We start from the raw sequence: 19,625 nt of genomic DNA on the forward strand, positions 1-19,625 counted from the left end.
GGCGAACGTGACGATAGATATCGACTGGAAAGCCTTGCGGCATAAGGCAATTGCTGTGTGCAAGCATGCCTATGCACCCTATTCCGAGTTCCCCGTCGGGGCGGCCGCGCTGGTCGACGATGGACGGGTCGTTGTGGGCTGCAATGTGGAAAATGTCTCATATGGCGTAGGTCTCTGTGCCGAGTGCGCGGTGGTCTGTGCCCTGATTTCCGAGGGTGGGGGGCGGTTGGTGGCCGTCGCGGTGGTCGACGCGACCGGGACCGCGCTGATGCCCTGCGGCCGGTGCCGGCAGCTTCTTGCCGAGCATGGCGGCCCGCAATTGCTCGTCGACCATGCCGACGGTCCCAAGGCGCTTGGCGATCTTCTGCCCGAGGCCTTCGGGCCCGCTGATCTCGAGCGTGTCCGCCGGGAAAAGTCGTGACCCAGTTCACATTCGATGCGCGCGGCCCAGTGTCGCGTCGCTACGACGCTCCGACGGTCATCCGGACCAAGCGCGACGGCGGCCGGCTCTCCGATGCCGCGATCGACTGGGTGATCGACGGCTACACCCACGGGCGGGTGGCCGACGAGCAGATGTCGGCGCTGCTGATGGCGATCTTCCTGCGCGGGATGGATCGGGCGGAGATCGCCCGCTGGACATCGGCGATGATCGCCTCTGGTGTGCGGCTGGACTTCGGTGATCTGCGCCGCGACGGCAAGCCGCTGCCGACGGTCGACAAGCACTCCACCGGTGGTGTCGGCGACAAGATCACCATCCCGCTGGTTCCGGTGATCGCGGCGTGCGGGGCGGCCGTCCCGCAGGCTGCCGGTCGTGGCCTTGGCCACACCGGCGGCACCCTGGACAAGCTGGAGTCCATCCCCGGATTCACCGCCGAGCTCTCCAATGCCCAAGTACGCCAACAGCTGTCCGAGATCGGTGCAGCCATCTTTGCCGCCGGTGAGCTGGCACCGGCCGACCGGAAGATCTACGCCCTGCGCGACGTCACCGCCACCACCGAGTCGCTGCCGCTGATCGCCAGTTCGGTGATGAGCAAGAAGCTGGCCGAGGGCGCCGATTCCCTGGTGCTCGACGTCAAGGTCGGTCGGGGCGCGTTCTTGAAGACCGAAGCCGAGTCCCGCGACCTCGCGGCCACCATGGTGGAACTCGGCCGCGCCCACGGGGTGCCGACCCGTGCGCTGCTGACCGACATGAACCTTCCGCTGGGTCGCACCGTCGGCAATGCGCTGGAGGTTGCCGAGTCGCTGGAGGTGCTGGCCGGCGGTGGCCCGGCCGACGTGGTGGAGCTGACGGTCCGGCTCGCTGCCGAGATGCTCGACCTGGCCGGTATCGACGGCTGCGACCCGGCGCAGACCCTGCAGGACGGCACCGCAATGGACCGCTTCCGGGCCTTGGTGTCGGCTCAGGGTGGTGACCCGCAGGCGTCGCTGCCGATCGGCGCCCACTCCGAGACCGTGACCGCACCCGCTGGCGGCACAATGGGGGATATCGACGCCATGGCGGTGGGGCTAGCAGTGTGGCGGCTCGGCGCAGGCCGGGCCAGCCAGGGTGAACGCGTGCAGTTCGGTGCCGGCATCCGCATCCACCGTCGCCCGGGTGAGCCCGTCGCCGCCGGTGAGCCGCTGTTCACGCTCTACACCGACACCCCAGACCGGATCCCGGGTGCGATGGCCGAACTCGACGGCGGTTGGAGCCTCAGCCCCGTCTGCCCGCCGGCCCGCCCTCTCATCATCGATCGGATTGTCTGATGACCACACCGCTGACACTGGACATGATCGGGCAGGCCCCCAAGGCCCTGCTCCACGACCACCTCGACGGCGGGCTGCGGCCGTCGACCGTTCTCGACATCGCCCGCCAGGTCGGCTACGACGATCTGCCCGCCACCGACGAGGCGGCCCTGGCCACCTTCTTCCGCACCGCGGCGCACAGCGGGTCGCTGGTGCGCTACCTCGAACCGTTCGCCCATACCGTCGCCGTCATGCAGACGCCGGAGGCGCTGCACCGGGTGGCCTTCGAGTGCGTGGAGGATCTGGCCGCCGACAACGTGGTCTACGCCGAGGTGCGGTTCGCCCCGGAACTGCACATCGACGGCGGACTGTCACTCGACGACGTCGTCGATGCGGTGCTGGCCGGGTTCGCCGACGGTGAGAAGGCCGCCGCCGCGCAGGGCCATCCGATCGTGGTGCGCTGTCTGGTGACCGCGATGCGCCATGCCGCGCGGTCTCGGGAGATCGCCGAACTGGCCATCCGGTTCCGCGACAAGGGAGTGGTGGGCTTCGACATCGCCGGTGCCGAGGCCGGCTACCCGCCCACCCGGCACCTCGACGCCTTCGAGTACATGCGAGCCAACAATGCGCGCTTCACTATTCACGCCGGTGAAGCCTTCGGACTGCCGTCCATCCAGGAGGCGCTGGCCTTCTGCGGTGCCGATCGGCTGGGCCACGGCGTTCGCATCGTCGATGACATCGACGTCCGGCCGGACGGCACTGCGGTGCTGGGTCCGTTGGCCGCGATCCTGCGCGACAAGCGGATTCCCCTGGAGATGTGCCCGAGTTCCAACGTGCAGACCGGAGCGGTGGACAGCATCGCCGACCACCCCTTCGACCTGCTGGCCCGGCTTCGCTTCCGGGTCACCGTCAACACCGACAACCGGCTGATGAGCGACACCACCATGAGCCAGGAGATGTTCCGCCTCGTCGAGGCCTTCGGCTACGGGTGGGCGGACCTGGAGCGGTTCACGATCAACGCGATGAAGTCGGCCTTCCTGCACTTCGACGAACGCCTGGCCATCATCGACGAGGTGATCAAGCCCCGCTACGCGGTCCTCATCGGCTAGCCCAGATACGAGATGGTGGGGAAGGTGTAGCTCAACGCGCCACCGGCCCACGCGCCGGAAGTCACCGGCAGCGGATCGGTCTGCGGCATGACCTCACGGCTGGTCGCGTTGGGGATGTACTGGTTCAGCTCGCGCATCCGAAGCACGTTGCCCCACAGGTAATTCTGGATGCTGGTGTACTTCTGGTCGGTGGTCTGGCCATCCAGCCCGAGGTAGGTGGTGAAGACGTTGAGCACCTGATCGGTCCACGATGGCTTGTCCGGGGGTGGTGGGTTGTCGTGGGCGTCGGCGGCGGTCTCGATGTAGCCGCGGACCGCGGTGTCGAACGTCTGCTCGTCGGTGGTGTACAGGTTGATGCCACCGCCCGGGGCCACGGCGAGATAACCCTTGACGGCCGCCACCCCGATCTGCGCTTCCTTCAGGCCGTCCTGCGGGGTGGGAACGTACCCCATGTCCAGTGCCGTCACCTGGGTGTAGGGGTTGATCAGCACGATCGACGACCAGCGGTGATGTCCGTCGATGATGTAGGTGCCGTTGTCTGCCGTCACGATCGGATTCGCGTACGGCTGGACGACACCGCCGGTGAAGTACGTCTGCAGGCTGGCGGGATCCTGCAGCGGGAATTTCAGCGACTTCTGCAGGTCGATCTCGTTCTGGGTGGGGATCAGCGTGGCGACGTTCGCGGTGATCGACGTCAGCTTCAGGCTGCTGTTGGGGATGCCGCGTTGGGCTCCGCCGCTGGTCAGCAACGTGTAGAGCGCGGGGTTGAGGCAGGCGGGGCTGCTGGTGTCGCTGCAGTTGCCCACCATGGTGCCGTAGAGCTTGACGAATCCGTCCGGGTTGGCGGTGTATGCGGCCTGCAGGAGCTGCTGCAGCTGAGCCACGACAGCCATGTCAGGCAGTGGGACCGCGCCGTTCTCGATGTTCGCCACGTTGGTCGACGTCGTCAGCAGGCTGGTGGCGATGCCCGCCAAACCACCGTCCCAGAACCAGTTCTGGGTGTATTTAGCGATCTCCGGCTCGGTGGCCGTCTGGCCGAGCACCTGGTAGATCTCCTGGATCTTCGCCTGGCGGAAGGCGTCGCTGGTGACGAAATCAGATGCCACGAAACCGATCGGCAGCCCGGCCTGGAGTCGCTGGACGTAGGTCGACAGGGTGGTCGCGTCCGGTGTCGTACCGGCCATGGTTCGGTAGAGCAGGTCCACGTAACTCGTGCTGGTCGGAACGGGGCCCAGGGGTCCGCCGTTCTTGGCACTGTCTTCGTAGAACTCCTGGGTGGAAGCGAGCGAGGCGGCGAACTGTGGCTCCGATAGGCCCCACATCAATCGTGTTGTGCCCCAAGCCAGTTCCTGGTCGGTGGCCGCGCGTCCGAGTAGCTCGAGATAGTAGTTACTCACCTCGGTCTGGCGAAACGCGGTCGAACTGTAGAGCCCGGCGACCACACCATTGACACCGGTCAGGTTGAACACGCCGAGATAGTTCTGCAGTTCGGTAGCGGTCGGGTTCGCGCGCATGATCTGGTTGAACAGTCCGGTGATGACCGCGGTCGGGTTCGTCACCGCCGCAGGACCCGTGCCGCTGACCAGATCTTCGAGCGTGAGGTTCACCAGGATCGGCAATGCCCCGAGGCTGGGGGCCGAGGTGGCCGGCGCGCCGGGCAGACCGAGGAACGCCGACAGGTCACCGAACGGCTGAGCCTGCTGGGACACGGCGACGCGGGTGCCTGGCGTGCCCGGCCCGCCGCTGGTGACGCTTGGCTGTGGCAGCGTGGCGAAGTGGCCGGTCGTCGTGGTCACCGGTGCCAGGCCGGCCGTCGAGTCAGTTGCCCCGGTCGTCGGCGCGGTAGACGATTGACCTGCTGCACTGCGCACCACGGTCACCGCTGCCGGGTGCTGGCGCACAGCGCTGGCCGACTTCCTGGCACCGGTGCTGCTGGGACCCGACCGGCCGGTTCGTGCGGTGGACCCGTGCGCGCTGTGTGAGGTGCCGGTCTGTGACCCTGCTGTGGCCGAGTTAGCCCCGTCATCGGCCAGCGCGGCAGGGGCCGCGGCCAGCGCGATGCCCATGCCGGCTGCCACCGCGCCTGCTTGCAGCCACCGCACTACCGGCAGCTGGCGCCGGGCGCCGCGCGTGGTGGCCGAACGCGACCGGGACATGGACGAAGCAGCCGAAACAGCGGTCATGAAAATTCTCCCCCGAGTTGTTGAAAGTGAGCCCTCAGCACCGTCAATCAATGTCCTGCAGGCGATGTGACCTTCAGCCGGCAGGAAAACTTACGCTAATGCAAATTTGCATCTGGTACAACCAGTGCGCGGAAATTCTGTTGGTCGAATTGATGACGTATCGGTGGCGGGCGTCGGCATGACTGGCTCAGGCCAACCCTTGGCGGGTTTCCGAACGCGGCCGAGCGGGCCGATTGAGCACCTTTCGTTACACACTCTGAGCTGCAGTGATGCCAGCCTTGGCTACGACTGCATGTAATTTGGTCTGATGCCCATGCGCGCCGCACTTAAGCGCGTGTTCCCGCACAACATCTTCGAGATGCTGGGCCGGTTCATCGTCCGCCACCCGGTCCTGGTGATCGTTGCGTGGGTGAGTGCTGCCGTGGTGCTGCTGACCTTCGTCACCCCGCTGTTCACGGTGGCGGCCCGCAACTCGCCGGACTTCCTGCCCAAGACCGCGCCGGTGCTGGTCGCCGGCAAGCAGATGCAGGAGGCCTTCAAGGAGGCAGACACCAGCAACTTCGCGGCGATCATCCTCAGTAACGACGCGGGACTGGGCCACGAGGAGGAGGCCACCTACCGCAATCTGGTCGCCAAGCTCAAGGAAAACCCGAAGGTTTCCTCCGTTCAGGACTTCATCGCCACCCCCGAACTGAGGGAGGTGATGACCAGCAAGGACCAGAAAGCCTGGAACCTGCCGGTCAGCATGTCCGGAACCATGGGCACGCCGTCCGGCCAGGAGGCCTACCGGGAGGTACTCAAGACCGTCAAGGAGGCGACGGCCGGATCATCACTGCAGGTCAACGTGGTCGGCGGCTCCGCGACGATGGAAGACATGAACCAGATCGGCGTCAACGATCAGCACATGATCGAAGGCGCCACGGTCATCATGGTCTTCGGCATCCTCATCCTGGTCTATCGCAGTTTCGTCGCCATGGTCATGCCATTGCTGACCATCGGCATATCGCTGGTCGTGGCTCAACAATTGGTGGCCATCCTCGGTGAGCACGGCCTGGCGATCGGCTCCCAGACGATCATGATCATGACCGGCATGATCATGGGCGCGGGCATCGACTACGCAGTCTTCCTGTTCAGCCGATATCAGGAGATCGTCAAGACCGGGGTCTCCTCGGACGACGCGCTCGTCGACGCCCTGCACTCCATCGGTGAGGTGATCGCGGGATCGGCCGGAACCATCGCGCTGACGTTCCTGGGCATGTCGTTCACCAAGCTCGCGGTCTTCGCGACGATCGGTCCGGCGATGACGGTCACCATCGCCACCGGCTTCTTCGGCGCCATCACGCTGCTGCCCGCATTCATCGCGATCGCCGGCCGCCGCGGCTGGATCAAACCGCGCAAGCGCGACATCACCGGCCGGTTCTGGAAGCGCTCGGCGGTCATGATCGTGCGCAAGCCGCGGGCGCTGCTCACCACGAGCCTCATCATCCTGCTCGCCCTGGCCGCCTGCGCGCTGCTGACCAACTTCAACTACGACGACCGCAAGAACCTGCCGCCGGACTCGGCGAGCAACCGGGCCTACGAAGTGATGGACAAGCACTTCCCGATCAGCAGCACCCTGCAACAGTTCCTGTTCATCCAATCGCCCAACACCGATCTGCGTACCCCCAAGGCGCTGGCCGACATGGAGCAGATGGCCCAGCGCATCTCGCAACTGCCCAACATCGACATGGTCCGCGGCATCACCCGGCCCACCGGGCAGATGCTCGAACAGGCCAAGGCCACCTGGCAGGCCGGTGAGGTCGGCAGCAAGCTCGGCGATGCCTCCAATCTGATCTCCAGCAACGACGACAAACTGTCGATGCTCAGCGGTGGCGCCGACAAGATGGCCGACGTCCTCAACCAGATCCGCAACCAGCTGGTCGGCTCGCTGGCCAGCGTCCGCAGCCTGGCCTCCGCTCTGGATTCCATGTCCCAAAAAGTCGGCGGCGCAACCACACTGGACCAGATCGACAAGACCGCCGCGCTGATGAAGAACATGCGGTCGCTCGGCGACGCCCTGGGGATGAACATGACCCAGATCACCGATGTCACCTCGTGGGCGCAGCCGATGCTCAACGCGCTCAACCAGAGTCCGGTGTGCGATGCCGATCCGGCCTGCGTCACCTCCCGCTCGGATCTGCAGCGCATCGTCGACTCCAGCAACTCCGAGGCGCTGGCCGCCATCGCCGACATCGGCCGCCAACTGCAGGCCACCGACGGCAATCAGAAGCTCGACGATCTGGTCAGCGGCCTGAGCAAGAACATTCAGCGAGCCACCGCCGCGGCACGCGCCCTCGGTGTCGGTGAGCCCGGCGGCGTGGAGAAGAAGATCAACGAGACCGTGGACGGCGCCAACCTGCTGGCCGACTCCAGTCGTCAACTGGCGGTGGGCGTCCAGTTGCTCGTCGACCAGACCCGTAACCTCGGCAACGGGCTCGATCAGGCCTCGGCCTTCCTGCTGGCGATGAAGCGCGAGGCGGCCGACCCGCCGATGTCGGGCTTCTACATCCCGCCGCAGATCCTGTCGCAGGACGAGTTCAAGAAGGCCGCCAAGATCTTCATCTCCGACGACGGTCACTCGGCGCGCTACCTGGTGCAGACGGCCTACAACCCGTTCAGCGCCGAGGCCATGAACCAGATCCACGACATCCTGCGGATCGCCGACGATTCTCGCCCCAACACCACGCTGGCCGACGCGAAGATCTCGATGGTGGGCCTCTCGGCGGTCAACGCCGACCTGCGCGCCTACTACAACTGGGACTTCCGCTTCATCATGATCATGACCCTGTGCGTCGTGTTCATCATCTTGGTGGTGGTGCTGCGTGCGTTCGTTGCGCCGCTGTATCTCGTTGCCTCCGTGGTGATCTCGTATGGGGCGGCGCTGGGGATCGGCGTCATCCTGTTCCAGTTCATCCTGGGGCAGGGCCTGTCCTGGGGGGTGCCGGGCATGGCGTTCATGGTTCTGGTGGCAGTCGGGGCCGACTACAACCTGCTGCTGATCTCCCGCATCCGCGACGAAGCGAAATTCGGTGTGCGCTCGGCGGTGATCCGCACGGTCGGGGCCACCGGCGGGGTGATCACCTCGGCGGGCCTGATCTTCGCCGCCTCGATGCTCGCCTTCACCTTCAGCAGCATCCTCACCGCCGTGCAGATGGGCTTCGTGATCGGCGTCGGCCTACTGCTGGACACCTTTGTGGTCCGCACCCTCACCGTGCCGGCAATGGCCGTGCTCGTCGGCGAGAAAAACTGGTGGCCGTCCAAGCCGCCCAGGGTGAAGTACCAGGAGAAGAAGGCCGCCGCCAAGGCAGCTGCTGCGGCCGCTACCGCCGCCGCTGGTGCGACTGGTGGGGGAGGCGTGGCCCTGCTCGAAGGTCACGGCGACATCCAGGAGATGCCGGAGGAGGACTTCCCGCAGCCGACCGGCGAGATCCCGTGTCTGCCGGATCGGATCGGCCACGACCCGAGCCGTTGACCCCGAGCCGCTACTCGCGGCGCAGGCGCGACTCGACGAAGCGCTCGATCTCTTCCCAGTCCTTGACGGCCGCCGCGTACGGCGGGCCGGGCCGCGGGTGTTCGGCGGGTTCCAGCACATGGTTGAACAACCGGCCCAGCGGCTTGTCGTCGGCCAGCAGCCGGTCGACGGTGTCCTCTTCGGAGTAGTCGCCGATGTCGTTGAGCAATTCGACCGCCAAGTCGACCTGATCGCGGTCGAGCGCATCCGGACCGTCGGCGATGTCGTCGGCCAGGCCCGTGAGCACGTAGATGTTGTCTTCGGTGACCTCCACCCGCAGCGAGCCGTCGGTGGCCGCGGTGCGGATGTCGTCATAGGTGCTCAGATCCGACAAATCGTGGTCGTGCTCGTCGGCCAGGTAGCGGGCCAGCGTGCGCTCGGAGGGGAACACACTGATGCGCCCGTTGCGGCCCAGGAAGATCGGCCGGTCGTCGAAGTAGCACCGCAACGTGTACAGCGTTCCCGAGCCGGTGAGGATGCGCACCGGGTCGATGCCGACCTCGGTCCAGAAGTCCTCGTCGCTGCCGAGCACCACGTTCTGCGCGGGTGCCGCATCGGCTTCAGGCTCGGAGTCCTCGTCGGCGTCGTCCTCGTCCTCGATCGCCGAGTCGGTGGCCTCTTCCTCGTCGTCCTCCTCGTAGGGCTCCTCGAGCTCGGCAGCGGCCCGCGTGGCGGCCCGTTCGTCGACCTCGGGGGTGGTAAGCACCTCGTCGACCGCCGACAGCACACCGTCCCACCCGCGCGCCACGATGTCGCCGATCAGGCTCCAGCGCTTCAGGCCGGCCTTGCCGGTGAACTGCTCGATGCCACCCGACACCAGCCCCAGGTTCGGGTTGCCGTTGAAGAACCGGGTCACCGCGGGCAGTTCACACACCGAGCCGATCGACGAGACCACCGCGAGCGTGTTGGTCAGCGCTGTCACCGACTCCTCGGTGGGCTTCTCGGCCAGCAGTTCCTCGACTGCGATCAGGTCGGCCTGCCGCTGCGCGGTCGGCGTCAGTTTGTGCGCGTTGGCCTCGGTCAGCGCCTCCCACGAGGGGTGGTCGGTGAGGTCGTTGTCGGTATTGGTGCGCACGAAAGCCACCAGGTCTGCCACCGACTCGAAGGCGTACAGGTCGTCGTCCTTGCCCAGGAACGCCTCCCACTCGTCGCCGCCGTCGCGCCAGCGAGGGGCCCACAGGGTGTACAGGTCACCGGCGGTCACGCTCAAGCGGACCGGAAGGAGCTCAGCAGACATGCCGCACAGCCTAACGACGCTCGCTGACCGGTACCCTCGGCCCCGTGGCCAGACTGCGTGGCATGCTCGCCTTCCTCGTGGTGGTGCTGGCTGTCGTGCCGGGAGTAGCAGGCTATTTCCTGTTCACCCGACCGCACGTCGACCCGTTGACCAGAGCCGACGCGATCGTCGTCCTCGGTGGTGAGAACGACGGCCGCCTGCAGTACGGGCTGGACCTCGCCCGCCAGGGATATGCCGACACGGTGGTGCTGTCCAACTCCTACGACAACGACCCGCAAGACAGCGCCGACTTTCGGCGGGCCTGCGCATCGGGGACAGCCACGATCACGGTTGTCTGTTTCAAGCCGGACCCCTTCACCACGCGTGGTGAGGCGATGTACACGGCCCGCCTTGCCAAGGAGCGCAACTGGTCCCACGTCATCGTGGTGTCCTGGAACTTCCACATGGTGCGCGCCCGCTACATCTTCGGCCAGTGTTACGGCGGGGCGGTCACCATGGCTCCCGTGCCCCGGTCCTACGACTACTCGGTGCAACGGTGGTTCGTGACCTACACCTACCAGTACTTCGCCTTGGGCAAGGCGCTGCTGCTGGGGTGCTGAGCCAATATTTTCCTATTGTTTGCTGCCAACTGACTAGCAATGGTCTGGGTGGCTTGACGGATGTGCAATTTGCGAACACGTCAAGGGTTCTGCGCGGGCGGTGCATTGCTGTCGTTCGCGCCGAGAAAAGGCACTTCGGCCATGCCAACGCTCAAGGCCTCGCGGTCGCACGTCGACATCGGTTTTTGGCAGGCTGGCAAAAATTGACTGAGCAACGTTGCCGCGTGTGGATAGCTATGGGTAGCGAAGTTGCTGGCCAGGTGATGTCTGTTAAGCTGCCGATGTGGCTACCCGGGCGGCTCATCCGAGATCATGCGACCAAGTGATTCGCTGACGGTGAGCTGATGACGACCGGCGTGCCGAATTCGCGTTCTGGCTCGATCCGACTGCCGGGATCGGGCCTGATCATCTCGCGTCTAGGGCTCGGATTCGCCCACGCGCATTTGCTGGATGCGGCCACGCGTCACGCACTCGTCCATCGAGCACTCGATCTCGGGATCACCCACTTCGATACCGCGCGGTTCTATAGCGACGGCCTTTCGGAGGAGAGTCTCGGAAAGGCACTCGCCGGGAAACGGTCGTCGGTGACGATCACATCGAAGTTCGGGTTGCTGCCTACGCCCCTGATCGCCTCCATGGGGCCCGCCGCGATGCCGGCTCGCAAGGTTCGATCGCTGTTGAACAAGCTTCACCTGGTGCCCTACCCGCGGCGGTCGTATGCGCCCGAGGTGATGCGCCGGGCCTTGCAGGCGTCGCTGCGAGCACTGAACACCGACTACCTCGACATCTATCACGTCCATGAGCCGTTGTCCGACAGCGCCATTTCCGACGATCTGATCACCGAACTGCAGAAGGCGAAGGCCGCCGGCTCGATCCGAGCTGTCGGTGTTTCGGGTCTTGCCGGCAACATCGATGCCGTCATCGCCCGCTACGGCGGGGCGATCGACGTGATTCAATCCTCCGAGTCGGGCTGGCAGGGGCGCAGTTGGGTGCCTGACATCACCCACAGCCTGTTCGCCGACGCCGCACGGACCGCGCCCGGCGGCGTTCTGCCGGGTGATTCTGTTCGCCGCCTGCTCACCGACGCCCTTGGCCGCCGACCTGAGGGGGCCGTGGTGGTGCAGACCAGCAACACCGCGCGGCTCGCCGAACTCGTAGAATTCGCAACCGGATAACCCCCATGACGATTCGAACCCTGGCCGATGCGGCCACTCCTGACACGGCGGTGTCGGCCACCGTCTGCGTGGTGGGTGCCGGGGTCGCCGGGCTGATCGCCGCTGTCCGGCTCGCGAGCGATCCACTGGTACGGGTGGTGGTCATCGAGAGCGGCACCGAGGGGAATCCCGACCCGGCGACCGAGGCCCTGGACGCGATCGAGAATCCGTCCGGCAACTATCTCGGAAACCTGCGTGCCCGCCGTCTGGGCGGCACGTCGTCCCTGTGGGACGGCAAACTCCTGCCGATCTCGCGAACCGATACGACCGACCGGCCCTGGGTAGATCAGCAGCCCTGGCCATTCGACGTCGCTGAACTCGACCGCTACACCGCCGAAATCGAAGCACTGATGGGCGTCGACTCGGCCTCCTACGAAGAAGACGTCGCACCCCTCCTGGACCCAGCCGGGTTCCTGCCGCGCAATGACCCAGACTTCGTGCAGCGCTGGCCGAAACGACCCGCTCCAGCCGACCTGAACACCGCGCACATCGTCCGCGACAAGATCCTCTCCTGGCCGAATATCGACGTCTGGCTCGGGGCGACGGTATCGACGTTCCGCTTCGATTCCGTCACCGATCGGCTTGAGTCCGTCGTCGCGATCAACCACAACGGCCAGTCGCTGAGCGTCAGTGCAGACGAGTTTCTGATCACCGCGGGCGCCCTCGAGTCGACCAGGCTGATGCTGGTCGCGGACCAGCACTCTGGCGGGGCCATCTCGCGTACCGGTGATGCGCTGGGGCGCTACTTCAACGACCACTTCGGTCTCAACGTCGCCACGGTGCGACCGCGGGATCATCGCCGCGCCAACGATGCATTTGCCGATCGCTGGACATTGGGCGGCAGCCGGCACCTGCACTTCGAACTCCGTCCGGACGTTCAAGAGCGGGGCCGAATCGCCAGTGCCTACGCCGATTTCGGTGTCACCCTGCCGGAAACCTCGGCGCTGGGGCGCATCCGTTCCGCCGTCGACGCCGCCAAGCAGCGTCGGGTCGGCGCGACGGCCGCCGGGCTGAGTCGAAGCCTGCCGGGTATCCCCGACCTCGTTCGCACGGCGTGGTGGCGATACGGGCGCAAGAAGAAGTACTGGCCCACCGATGCCGTGGTCGAGGTCAAAGTGTGGATCGAGCAGCTGCCCGAGTGGGGCAACCGATTGGTGCTGTCCGACGCCACCGACTCCCTGGGCCAGCCGAAGCTGCGGTGTGAACTCACCAAAACCGATGTCAACGAGGACACCCTGCGGTTCACCGTCGAGAGGTTGCGCGCCTTCTGGGACCGCCACCTGACCGACACTGCGACGTTGGACTGGATTCCCGAAGTCGGCGACCCGAAGGCGCGCCTCGTGGACCTCGCAGTCGAACTGGCCCACCCGGCAGGGGCCACCCGGATGGGAACCGATCCGTCCACGTCGGTCGTCGACACGTCACTTCGTGTGCATTCCATGCCGAACGTGAGTATCGCGAGTTCGTCGGTCTTCCCGAGTTCGGGCAGCGCCAACCCGACGTTGACCATCATCGGACTGGCTATGCGCGCCACCGACGCGATCACCGAGCGGCTGCAATCGCGAAGGGCAGTTGAGCAGGCGAAGCTGGGTGAATGACAGGATGAGGCACTCGGCGCGATGCCCGATCGCGAGATCGGAACATGCTGATATGTGGGGGGATGGGGATGCTTGACGACGTGCGGCTCGGTGAAGCTGAGGAACGTGCGGAGGCGGAGTCGCTTGCCGGCATCGCGGAGACCCCAACCTATTTCGGCCCTTCTGAGTCACCCTTGTTCGGGTTCGTCCACGCGCCGAGCGACGGCCGGGTGCGCGGCGGGGTCATCATCTGCGGGTCCTTGGGCAAGGACCACGCGGACAACCTGCGTGGCCTCCGTGTCTTCGCGGACCGGCTTGCGCAGAAGCGCATCCTCGCCCTGCGCTTCGACTATCTCGGCTGCGGTGACTCGGCCTACGGCCAGCTCCGGGACACTGCCGTCGGGGACTGGCAGGCCAGCATCGGCCACGCGATCGATTACCTGCGCAGCGCCGGCATCGACGATCTGTCTGCGGTCGGTGTGCGCGCCGGATGCCTGATCCTGCATCAGGCACTGGAATCCGGGGCCCCGGTCAGCCGGGTCGCCTACTGGGATCCGGTCAGCACCGGACGCCGCTACCTGCGCGAGCAGACGGCGTTCTTCAAGATGAGTGCGGGAGAAGACGACGTTCCACCAGGGGTCGTGTCGACCATCGGCGCGCGGTTCTCCGCTCCTGCCGCCGCCGAACTGAGCGCCTTGAAGTTGAGTCCATTTCCCGACTCGCTCGATCGGTTCATTGTCGGCCGCACGGGAAGTGCTGACCAACAGCTGACGTCGCTCATCGGCGATGGGTGCACCGAGTCGGTTGCCATCGACGGTTTAGAAGACTGTGCGCAACCGACCCAGTTGATCACGCAAACATCCTGGCAGGCAATCGATCTCATCGTTGATTGGCTTGATCGCCAGTTGCCGGCCGCCCTGACGACCGCGCGCCCCGTGTACTCGAGCTCGGCCTGGATCCCGGGGGAGAACGGCGGGTCGGTCTTCGAGCGGATCGAACGGATCGCGCCACAAGGGCTGTTCGCGATCCGGACGCTCCCGGCCGACGACGGAGACACGCCGGTGCAGCGCCCGACGGTGGCCTTCTTCTCGCACGGACTGGCACCCCATCAGGGACCCAACCGTGAGTGGGTCGAGTTGTCCCGGGCCGTCGCAGCCGCGGGCGGTAACGCATTGCGCTGGGACCGCCGAATGGTGGGTGAATCCGGCACCGCCCGTGCCGGTGAGGAAATTCGCATCTACTCACCGGAAGGCATTCAGGACGCGCTGGCCGTCACCCGCCAGGCCCGCCAGGGCGCACGTCGTCTCCAGCTGGTGGGGATGTGTTCGGGGGCGTGGTTCGCCGCCCTCTCGGCATTGGAATCCGGTTCTGATTCAGTGGTTTTGGCCAACCAACTGCAGTGGTCCAGGCGGGTCAAGAAGTCGCTGCGCCTGCCGGTGCAGCCTGGTGACGACGACGGTCAGGATTGGGAACAGACGCCGCGGGCACGCACCAGGCGCGTTCTGCAGCGCTTCCTGCCTGCCACGGCATGGTCGGGGCTGGGACTGACCGGCGCGGTACAGGCGCCCTCTCTGACCCTGGGGCCGTTGGCCCGGCGTGGTCTGCCGACGACAGTCATCCTGTGCTCGCGCGACTTGCAGCTGTTCCGTGCCAATCGTGGTGATGTCGCGCTGCGCCGGCTCAAGCGGTCAGCGGCGCCGCCCACACTCGTCGCCAGCAACGGTGACCATGCCGGCTTCCACCAAGGGGTCTACATTCCGCTGCGTGCCGCGGTACTGACGTTCATCACAAGGGACGCCGACTAGATCGGGTCGGGCTCACAGCACCGAGCCGACCACCGCTTGCATCTGCTCTCGGAACCGGGTGCGGGAGAACTGCTCGGCATGCTTGCGAATCCGCCCGGCGTCGAATTGATCGGCATCGAAGCCGCGCAGTGCTGCGGCGAAGCCGTCCACGATCTGGCGATCGCTGCCCGCAGTAACCAACTGGCCACTGAGGCCAGGTACCACTGAGTCCAATGCGCCGCCGGCTCCGGTCGCAATTACCGGGGTACCGCAGGCCATCGCCTCGACCGGCACGATGCCGAAGTCTTCGATGCCGGGCATGAGCAGGGCGCGGGCTCGCCGCTGCAGGCTCAGCATCTCCTCGTCGGAGACCCGCCCCAGAAATCTCGTCTGCGGTCCGGCCGCCGCCCGGCATTCGGCCAGCATGCGGCCGTCACCGGCCACCACCAGGGGAACCCCCGCCGTCCGGGCCGCCGCGATCGCCAGATCGGGCCGCTTGTAGGGCACCAGCCGGCCGGCCAGCAGGAAGAAGTCCTCCCGCCCCACCGTGTCGTCGGCGGTGTACAGGTCGGTGTCGACTGGCGGATGAATCACCGTGGAGTCCCGACCCCACCACCGACGGATCCGGTTTGCGACCTCAGACGAGTTCGCCACGATCTGTGTGACCCAGGGCGCACCACCGGCCTCGGCACGGCGGATCAAGGCGGCCAGTCCCGTGAGCGCAGCCCGACCAGCGAATCCCGATGCTTCACCCTCGCGCATTGCCGGATCCCAGGCCCAGCGGGCCGGGGAGTGGACGTAGGCCACCGTCGGCCTGTCGGTGGCGTGTACAGCGGATACGGCAGCGCAGTGGTGACTGATCACCACCGCGTCGACGTCGCCGAAGTCCATCCGCTTGAAGGCCGGTATGAACAAAGGCAATAGTGCAGCATGTGACCGGCGTCCGATGAGCCGGTGCGCCCGGTCGACCGGAGTGACCACCGCGCGACCCCGCATCGCGCCCCGATCCGAACCCGGGGCTGCGATCGGCACGTGGATACGTGCAGTCGGCCACTGGGCGGCGATTTGTTCGACGACCTGTTCGGATCCCGCAAACTCGGTCAGACGCTCGTGGACGATCGCGATCGTCGGTGCGCTGCTCACCGGTCAAGCCTAGACCGGCTGGACATCTCGTTGCTCGCTAGCATGGTGCGATGCCCCCGGTGCACATCAACGGCAAATGGTTGGGGCAACCCTTCACCGGCGTGCAGCGCTACTCCGAGGAACTGGCCCGCCACGTGGTCGCGGACCGCGGCATCGACTTCGTCCTGCATGTACCCAAAGGCGCACGAGTACCCGATTGGGCGCTCGCTCCCAACGTCACCGTCCGGCGCGCCCCGCTCGCCGGCTTGGCTTTCGAACAGTTGTACCTGCCTGTCGCCACCGCGGGCCGGGTGCTGCTGAGCTTCGGCGGTATGGCGCCGCTGGCCAAGCGACGCCAGATCGTCACCTTCCACGACGCCAACCCGTTCCGGTTCCCGCAGACCTACCGAAGAACCTTCGTCGCTTTCTACCTGGTGGCCTACCTGCTGCTGGTCCGGACGGCCCGCCGGGTCCTGACCGTCTCGGAGTTCAGCAAGAGCGAGCTGGCCCAGGTGCTGCGGGTCAAGCCATCGCGGTTCCTGGTGGTGGGGTGCGCCGCCGACTCACTGACCCAGGTGAGCGCCCGGCAGCCGGATCTGCCCTGGCATCCCCAGACCTATCTGCTGGTCGGCACCCTGGCCCGGCACAAGAACGTGCCGCAGCCCACGGCCGCCCTTGCCGGATCCGGACGGCATGTGGTCGTGGTCGGTGCGGGGGGCGACGCCCACGTGTATTCCAGCGCCGGTGCCGATCTCAGTGACAACGTGGTGGTGGCCCAACGCCTTACTGACGGTGAGCTGCGCTGGCTCTACGAGAACGCCGCAGCGCTGGTCTTCCCGTCGTTCTACGAGGGGTTCGGTCTGCCGGTGCTGGAAGCGCAGGCGCTCGGTTGCCCGGTGATCGCTTCGAATCGGGCATCGATCCCAGAGGTGGGTGGCGACGGTGCGCTGTACTTCGACCCCGAGAACGTCACCGAGTTGCTGCAGCACGCACACACCTTGGAAAGCGACTCGTCGGCGGCCGACAAGCTGGTCGACCTCGGTCGCCGCAACGCTTCGCGCTACACCTGGACTACGTCTGCGAACAGGGTTTTAGCAGCGATTCGTAGCATGGTGGTATGACCATGGTCAGAATATTTCTGGTGATCTCGGCTGCGTGCGTCCTGCTGGTGGGCTGCCAAAGCAGTGTCGCGCCTGCCCAATCGGCCCCTGTGGCTGATGAGACCGCCGCTCTACAGCAACGCCTCGATGCTCTGCAGCCGGGGCAGACGCTGAGTCTTGACCAACGCGTCTACGGGCATCGTGGAGTGCTGAAGGTGACCGTGCCGGGCGTGACCATCGAGGGCAGAGGTGCGACTCTGCAGGCCAGCGAGGACGAGACGTCGTCAGTGCAGGTACTCGCCGACAACGTGACTATTCATGGCTTGACTCTGACAGCCGCGACTGAGGGCAAGCGCTGGGAGGGCTTGAACCAGCAGAAGCTCGCCGTGTTGGGTGCCAGTGGGGTACGGATCGATGACGTCACAGTGAACGGGTCGGCGGCCGCGGGCATATTTCTGAAGGGCGCAAACAACTTCGCGTTGAGCAATATCAGGGTGGCCAACACTCGGGCCGACGGCATTCACATCACGGGCGGGTCTTCGGAGGGCACGGTGACCAACGTGACTACGGCCAATACCGGTGATGACGGTGTCGCCGTGGTCTCCTATGGTGACGCGCCGCCGAGCCACAACGTCGACATCGCCGGAACGGTGGTCAACGGATCGCATGCACGAGGTGTGTCTGTGGTGGGTGGCGAGCACATCAGAATCAGAGACGTCCATGTCAACGACACGGCCGCCGCCGGCATCTATATCGCAGCCGAAGGCAGTCCGTACTTCACGCAATCGGTGGAAGACGTCACGGTCACCAACGGTACGGTGACAGACGCAAATCGCGATCCTGGTGTGGTCAACGGGGCCATTCTGGTGTTCAGCGGTAATCCGGGGCAGTCAGTCACACATGTGGATGTGAATGACATCTCGGTGGTCGGGACGCCCGAGTCGGCGGAGCGAGTAGTGGGACTCGTGGCCAATCAGGGCACCGTGGCGGGGATAAACTTCAACAATCTTGTGTTGGACGGCAACAACGTCGAGCAGTTCTACACCAACGCGCCGGCTGGCACCTTCACGCTGTCCAATTGGTCCTAGGACCCCAACGGACTGAGCATCGGCGCAAGGGGTGCGGCGGCCTGCGATTTGGTGCCGATCCTGTTGAGCATCCAACTCAAGGTAATCAACGCGATCAACGTGGGTAGGGTCCGGCCCTGAGCCCAATACATATAGCGCGGCAATTCCAGCAGACCGGTGAACATGATGGGATACAACAGAATTCCGAATGGCCTGCCGCCGCAGAATCCCCGATAGAGCGAACCGACCACCACACCGATCACCAAAAAGTAGATCAACCCACCGACCAGGCCATAGTCGATGAAAGGGCCGGTGTAACCGCACGGGTTGTTGAACTCGGGGCTGGCGTAGTTGTTCAGCATGCGCATCACCGGCGACGTTTCGCCATGTGCTGAGTACGGCTTCGGAAGCCCCGTGAGTCGGGTGTACAGCTGCAGGCTTGCTACGCCGGGAGCATTCCAGAACCACTCGATGGTGTCGTAGGGCCAGCGGCCGGGCACGTTCAGGTGGTGCAGGATCAAGTGCCCGTTGTTCAAAGCGGTCGTGTAGTAACCGGCGAGACGGTCGAGGGTGAACTCGATGAAGCTGTTGTTGGTGCGAGTTCGGAAGTACGACCATGAACGGAAGTACTCGAAAACGCCGAATATGGTTGCCACGAATGGAATCCCCACGGCTGGCGCTAGTTGCGCGGCAAGGCGTTTCGAACCCGAGCTCAACGAGAGCCTGGCGCAGAAGACCGCTACCACCGGAACGACGACCTCCATGATCGCCAGTCGCTCGGAGTAGATGAAGGCACGGGGGATCGACAGGCCGATCACGGTCATCATCTTCACAACTTCGCCACGCGAATACTGCTGTGACAGCAGCAGTGACGACACCACCACAGCCGCCATTCCGCACTGAGTAAGTGTCGTCACACCGGGAATGGAGCCGATGAGATCGCGCACCGGGGGGCCGTCCGTATAGTTGTCACCGGTGAGCTGGCTCACCGAAAGACCAGACCGCAGAATGAGAAACACAAATCCGGTGTAGCCCACAAGGGTGAGCGCCGTCAGCAAGGTGCTGGCCCGCCGCAGGAGGGCGACGGCCTCGGAGCTGAATGCGGGCCAACGAGTCCCCGACGGTTGCTGGTGCAGCACCGCACTACTGACCAGTGCGCCAAAGCATAAGGCCAGCACTCCCGAGCTGAACATCAGCAGTGTCTCAGCAGTAATGGCCTTGGGAGTCCGCCACAGCGAGCGGAACTCTGCGTCGCCGATGAGTACGGTCGGCAGGATCGAGGCTGCAGCGACCGCCAACGATATCGCGACAGGCGAAAGGAACCATATCCGAGGAGTGTTCGATGACGACGATGCTCT

At 65.5% G+C, this 19,625-nt stretch carries 14 protein-coding genes; 10 read left to right on the forward strand and 4 right to left on the reverse strand.

Annotated features, from left to right (window positions below; genetic code table 11):
- Positions 1-7: 7 nt before the first annotated feature.
- From G6N35_RS25650 to G6N35_RS25660, 3 genes are read left to right on the forward strand one after another with little or no spacing between them, the layout of a single operon-like run.
- Positions 8-421 (forward strand): cytidine deaminase, encoded by a 414-nt coding sequence (locus tag G6N35_RS25650; RefSeq protein WP_163807940.1) that lies wholly within the window; start codon positions 8-10, stop codon positions 419-421.
- Positions 418-1,746, forward strand: a complete 1,329-nt coding sequence (locus G6N35_RS25655; RefSeq protein ID WP_163807161.1) for a thymidine phosphorylase — start codon at positions 418-420, stop codon at positions 1,744-1,746. The genes G6N35_RS25650 and G6N35_RS25655 overlap by 4 nt, the downstream gene beginning before the upstream one ends.
- Positions 1,746-2,834, forward strand: a complete 1,089-nt coding sequence (locus G6N35_RS25660; RefSeq protein ID WP_163807162.1) for an adenosine deaminase — start codon at positions 1,746-1,748, stop codon at positions 2,832-2,834. The genes G6N35_RS25655 and G6N35_RS25660 overlap by 1 nt, the downstream gene beginning before the upstream one ends.
- Here the strand turns inward: G6N35_RS25660 and G6N35_RS25665 are convergent.
- The gene (locus G6N35_RS25665) at positions 2,831-5,017 is read right to left on the reverse strand and encodes a hypothetical protein (RefSeq protein WP_163807163.1); all 2,187 of its coding nucleotides are present in this window, start codon (positions 5,015-5,017) and stop codon (positions 2,831-2,833) included. The two genes, G6N35_RS25660 and G6N35_RS25665, sit on opposite strands and share 4 nt — an antisense overlap.
- A gap of 313 nt (positions 5,018-5,330) precedes the next feature.
- On the opposite strand from G6N35_RS25665, the gene G6N35_RS25670 reads away from it, so the two are divergent.
- Positions 5,331-8,528: an MMPL/RND family transporter gene (locus G6N35_RS25670; RefSeq protein WP_322790631.1), complete on the forward strand. Its 3,198-nt coding sequence runs from the start codon at positions 5,331-5,333 to the stop codon at positions 8,526-8,528.
- Positions 8,529-8,538: 10 nt separating this feature from the next.
- On the opposite strand, the gene satS is transcribed toward G6N35_RS25670, so the two are convergent.
- Entirely contained in the window at positions 8,539-9,804 is a 1,266-nt protein-coding gene (gene satS / locus G6N35_RS25675) for a protein export chaperone SatS (RefSeq protein ID WP_163807165.1), read from the reverse strand.
- Positions 9,805-9,848: 44 nt separating this feature from the next.
- On the opposite strand from satS, the gene G6N35_RS25680 reads away from it, so the two are divergent.
- The 4 genes from G6N35_RS25680 (at position 9,849) to G6N35_RS25695 (ending at position 14,999) form a co-directional block, all read left to right on the forward strand.
- Positions 9,849-10,403 carry a YdcF family protein gene (locus G6N35_RS25680; RefSeq protein ID WP_322790632.1) on the forward strand — a complete coding sequence of 185 codons (555 nt, stop codon included), beginning with the start codon at positions 9,849-9,851 and terminating at the stop codon, positions 10,401-10,403.
- A 344-nt stretch (positions 10,404-10,747) separates the two neighbouring features.
- Entirely contained in the window at positions 10,748-11,578 is an 831-nt protein-coding gene (locus G6N35_RS25685) for an aldo/keto reductase (RefSeq protein ID WP_163807166.1), read from the forward strand.
- A gap of 5 nt (positions 11,579-11,583) precedes the next feature.
- Complete coding sequence (locus tag G6N35_RS25690; RefSeq protein WP_163807167.1) at positions 11,584-13,215, forward strand: GMC oxidoreductase; 1,632 nt, start codon at positions 11,584-11,586, stop codon at positions 13,213-13,215.
- A 68-nt stretch (positions 13,216-13,283) separates the two neighbouring features.
- Positions 13,284-14,999, forward strand: coding sequence for an alpha/beta hydrolase family protein (locus tag G6N35_RS25695; RefSeq protein ID WP_220098527.1), 1,716 nt, complete (start codon positions 13,284-13,286; stop codon positions 14,997-14,999).
- Between the two features lie 12 nt (positions 15,000-15,011).
- Here the strand turns inward: G6N35_RS25695 and G6N35_RS25700 are convergent, their stop codons facing one another.
- Positions 15,012-16,121, reverse strand: a complete 1,110-nt coding sequence (locus G6N35_RS25700; protein ID WP_163807169.1) for a glycosyltransferase — start codon at positions 16,119-16,121, stop codon at positions 15,012-15,014.
- A gap of 50 nt (positions 16,122-16,171) precedes the next feature.
- On the opposite strand from G6N35_RS25700, the gene G6N35_RS25705 reads away from it, so the two are divergent.
- A complete protein-coding gene (locus G6N35_RS25705) occupies positions 16,172-17,221 on the forward strand; it encodes a glycosyltransferase family 4 protein (RefSeq protein WP_163807170.1) in 1,050 nt (349 codons plus the stop codon).
- Positions 17,218-18,288 (forward strand): right-handed parallel beta-helix repeat-containing protein, encoded by a 1,071-nt coding sequence (locus tag G6N35_RS25710; protein WP_163807171.1) that lies wholly within the window; start codon positions 17,218-17,220, stop codon positions 18,286-18,288. Before G6N35_RS25705 ends, G6N35_RS25710 begins: the two co-directional genes overlap by 4 nt.
- Here the strand turns inward: G6N35_RS25710 and G6N35_RS25715 are convergent.
- Positions 18,285-19,565: an O-antigen polymerase gene (locus tag G6N35_RS25715; RefSeq protein WP_163807172.1), complete on the reverse strand. Its 1,281-nt coding sequence runs from the start codon at positions 19,563-19,565 to the stop codon at positions 18,285-18,287. The two genes, G6N35_RS25710 and G6N35_RS25715, sit on opposite strands and share 4 nt — an antisense overlap.
- Positions 19,566-19,625 lie beyond the last annotated feature (60 nt).

The organism is Mycolicibacterium anyangense (genome assembly GCF_010731855.1).
Taxonomy (GTDB): Bacteria; Actinomycetota; Actinomycetes; order Mycobacteriales; family Mycobacteriaceae; genus Mycobacterium; species Mycobacterium anyangense.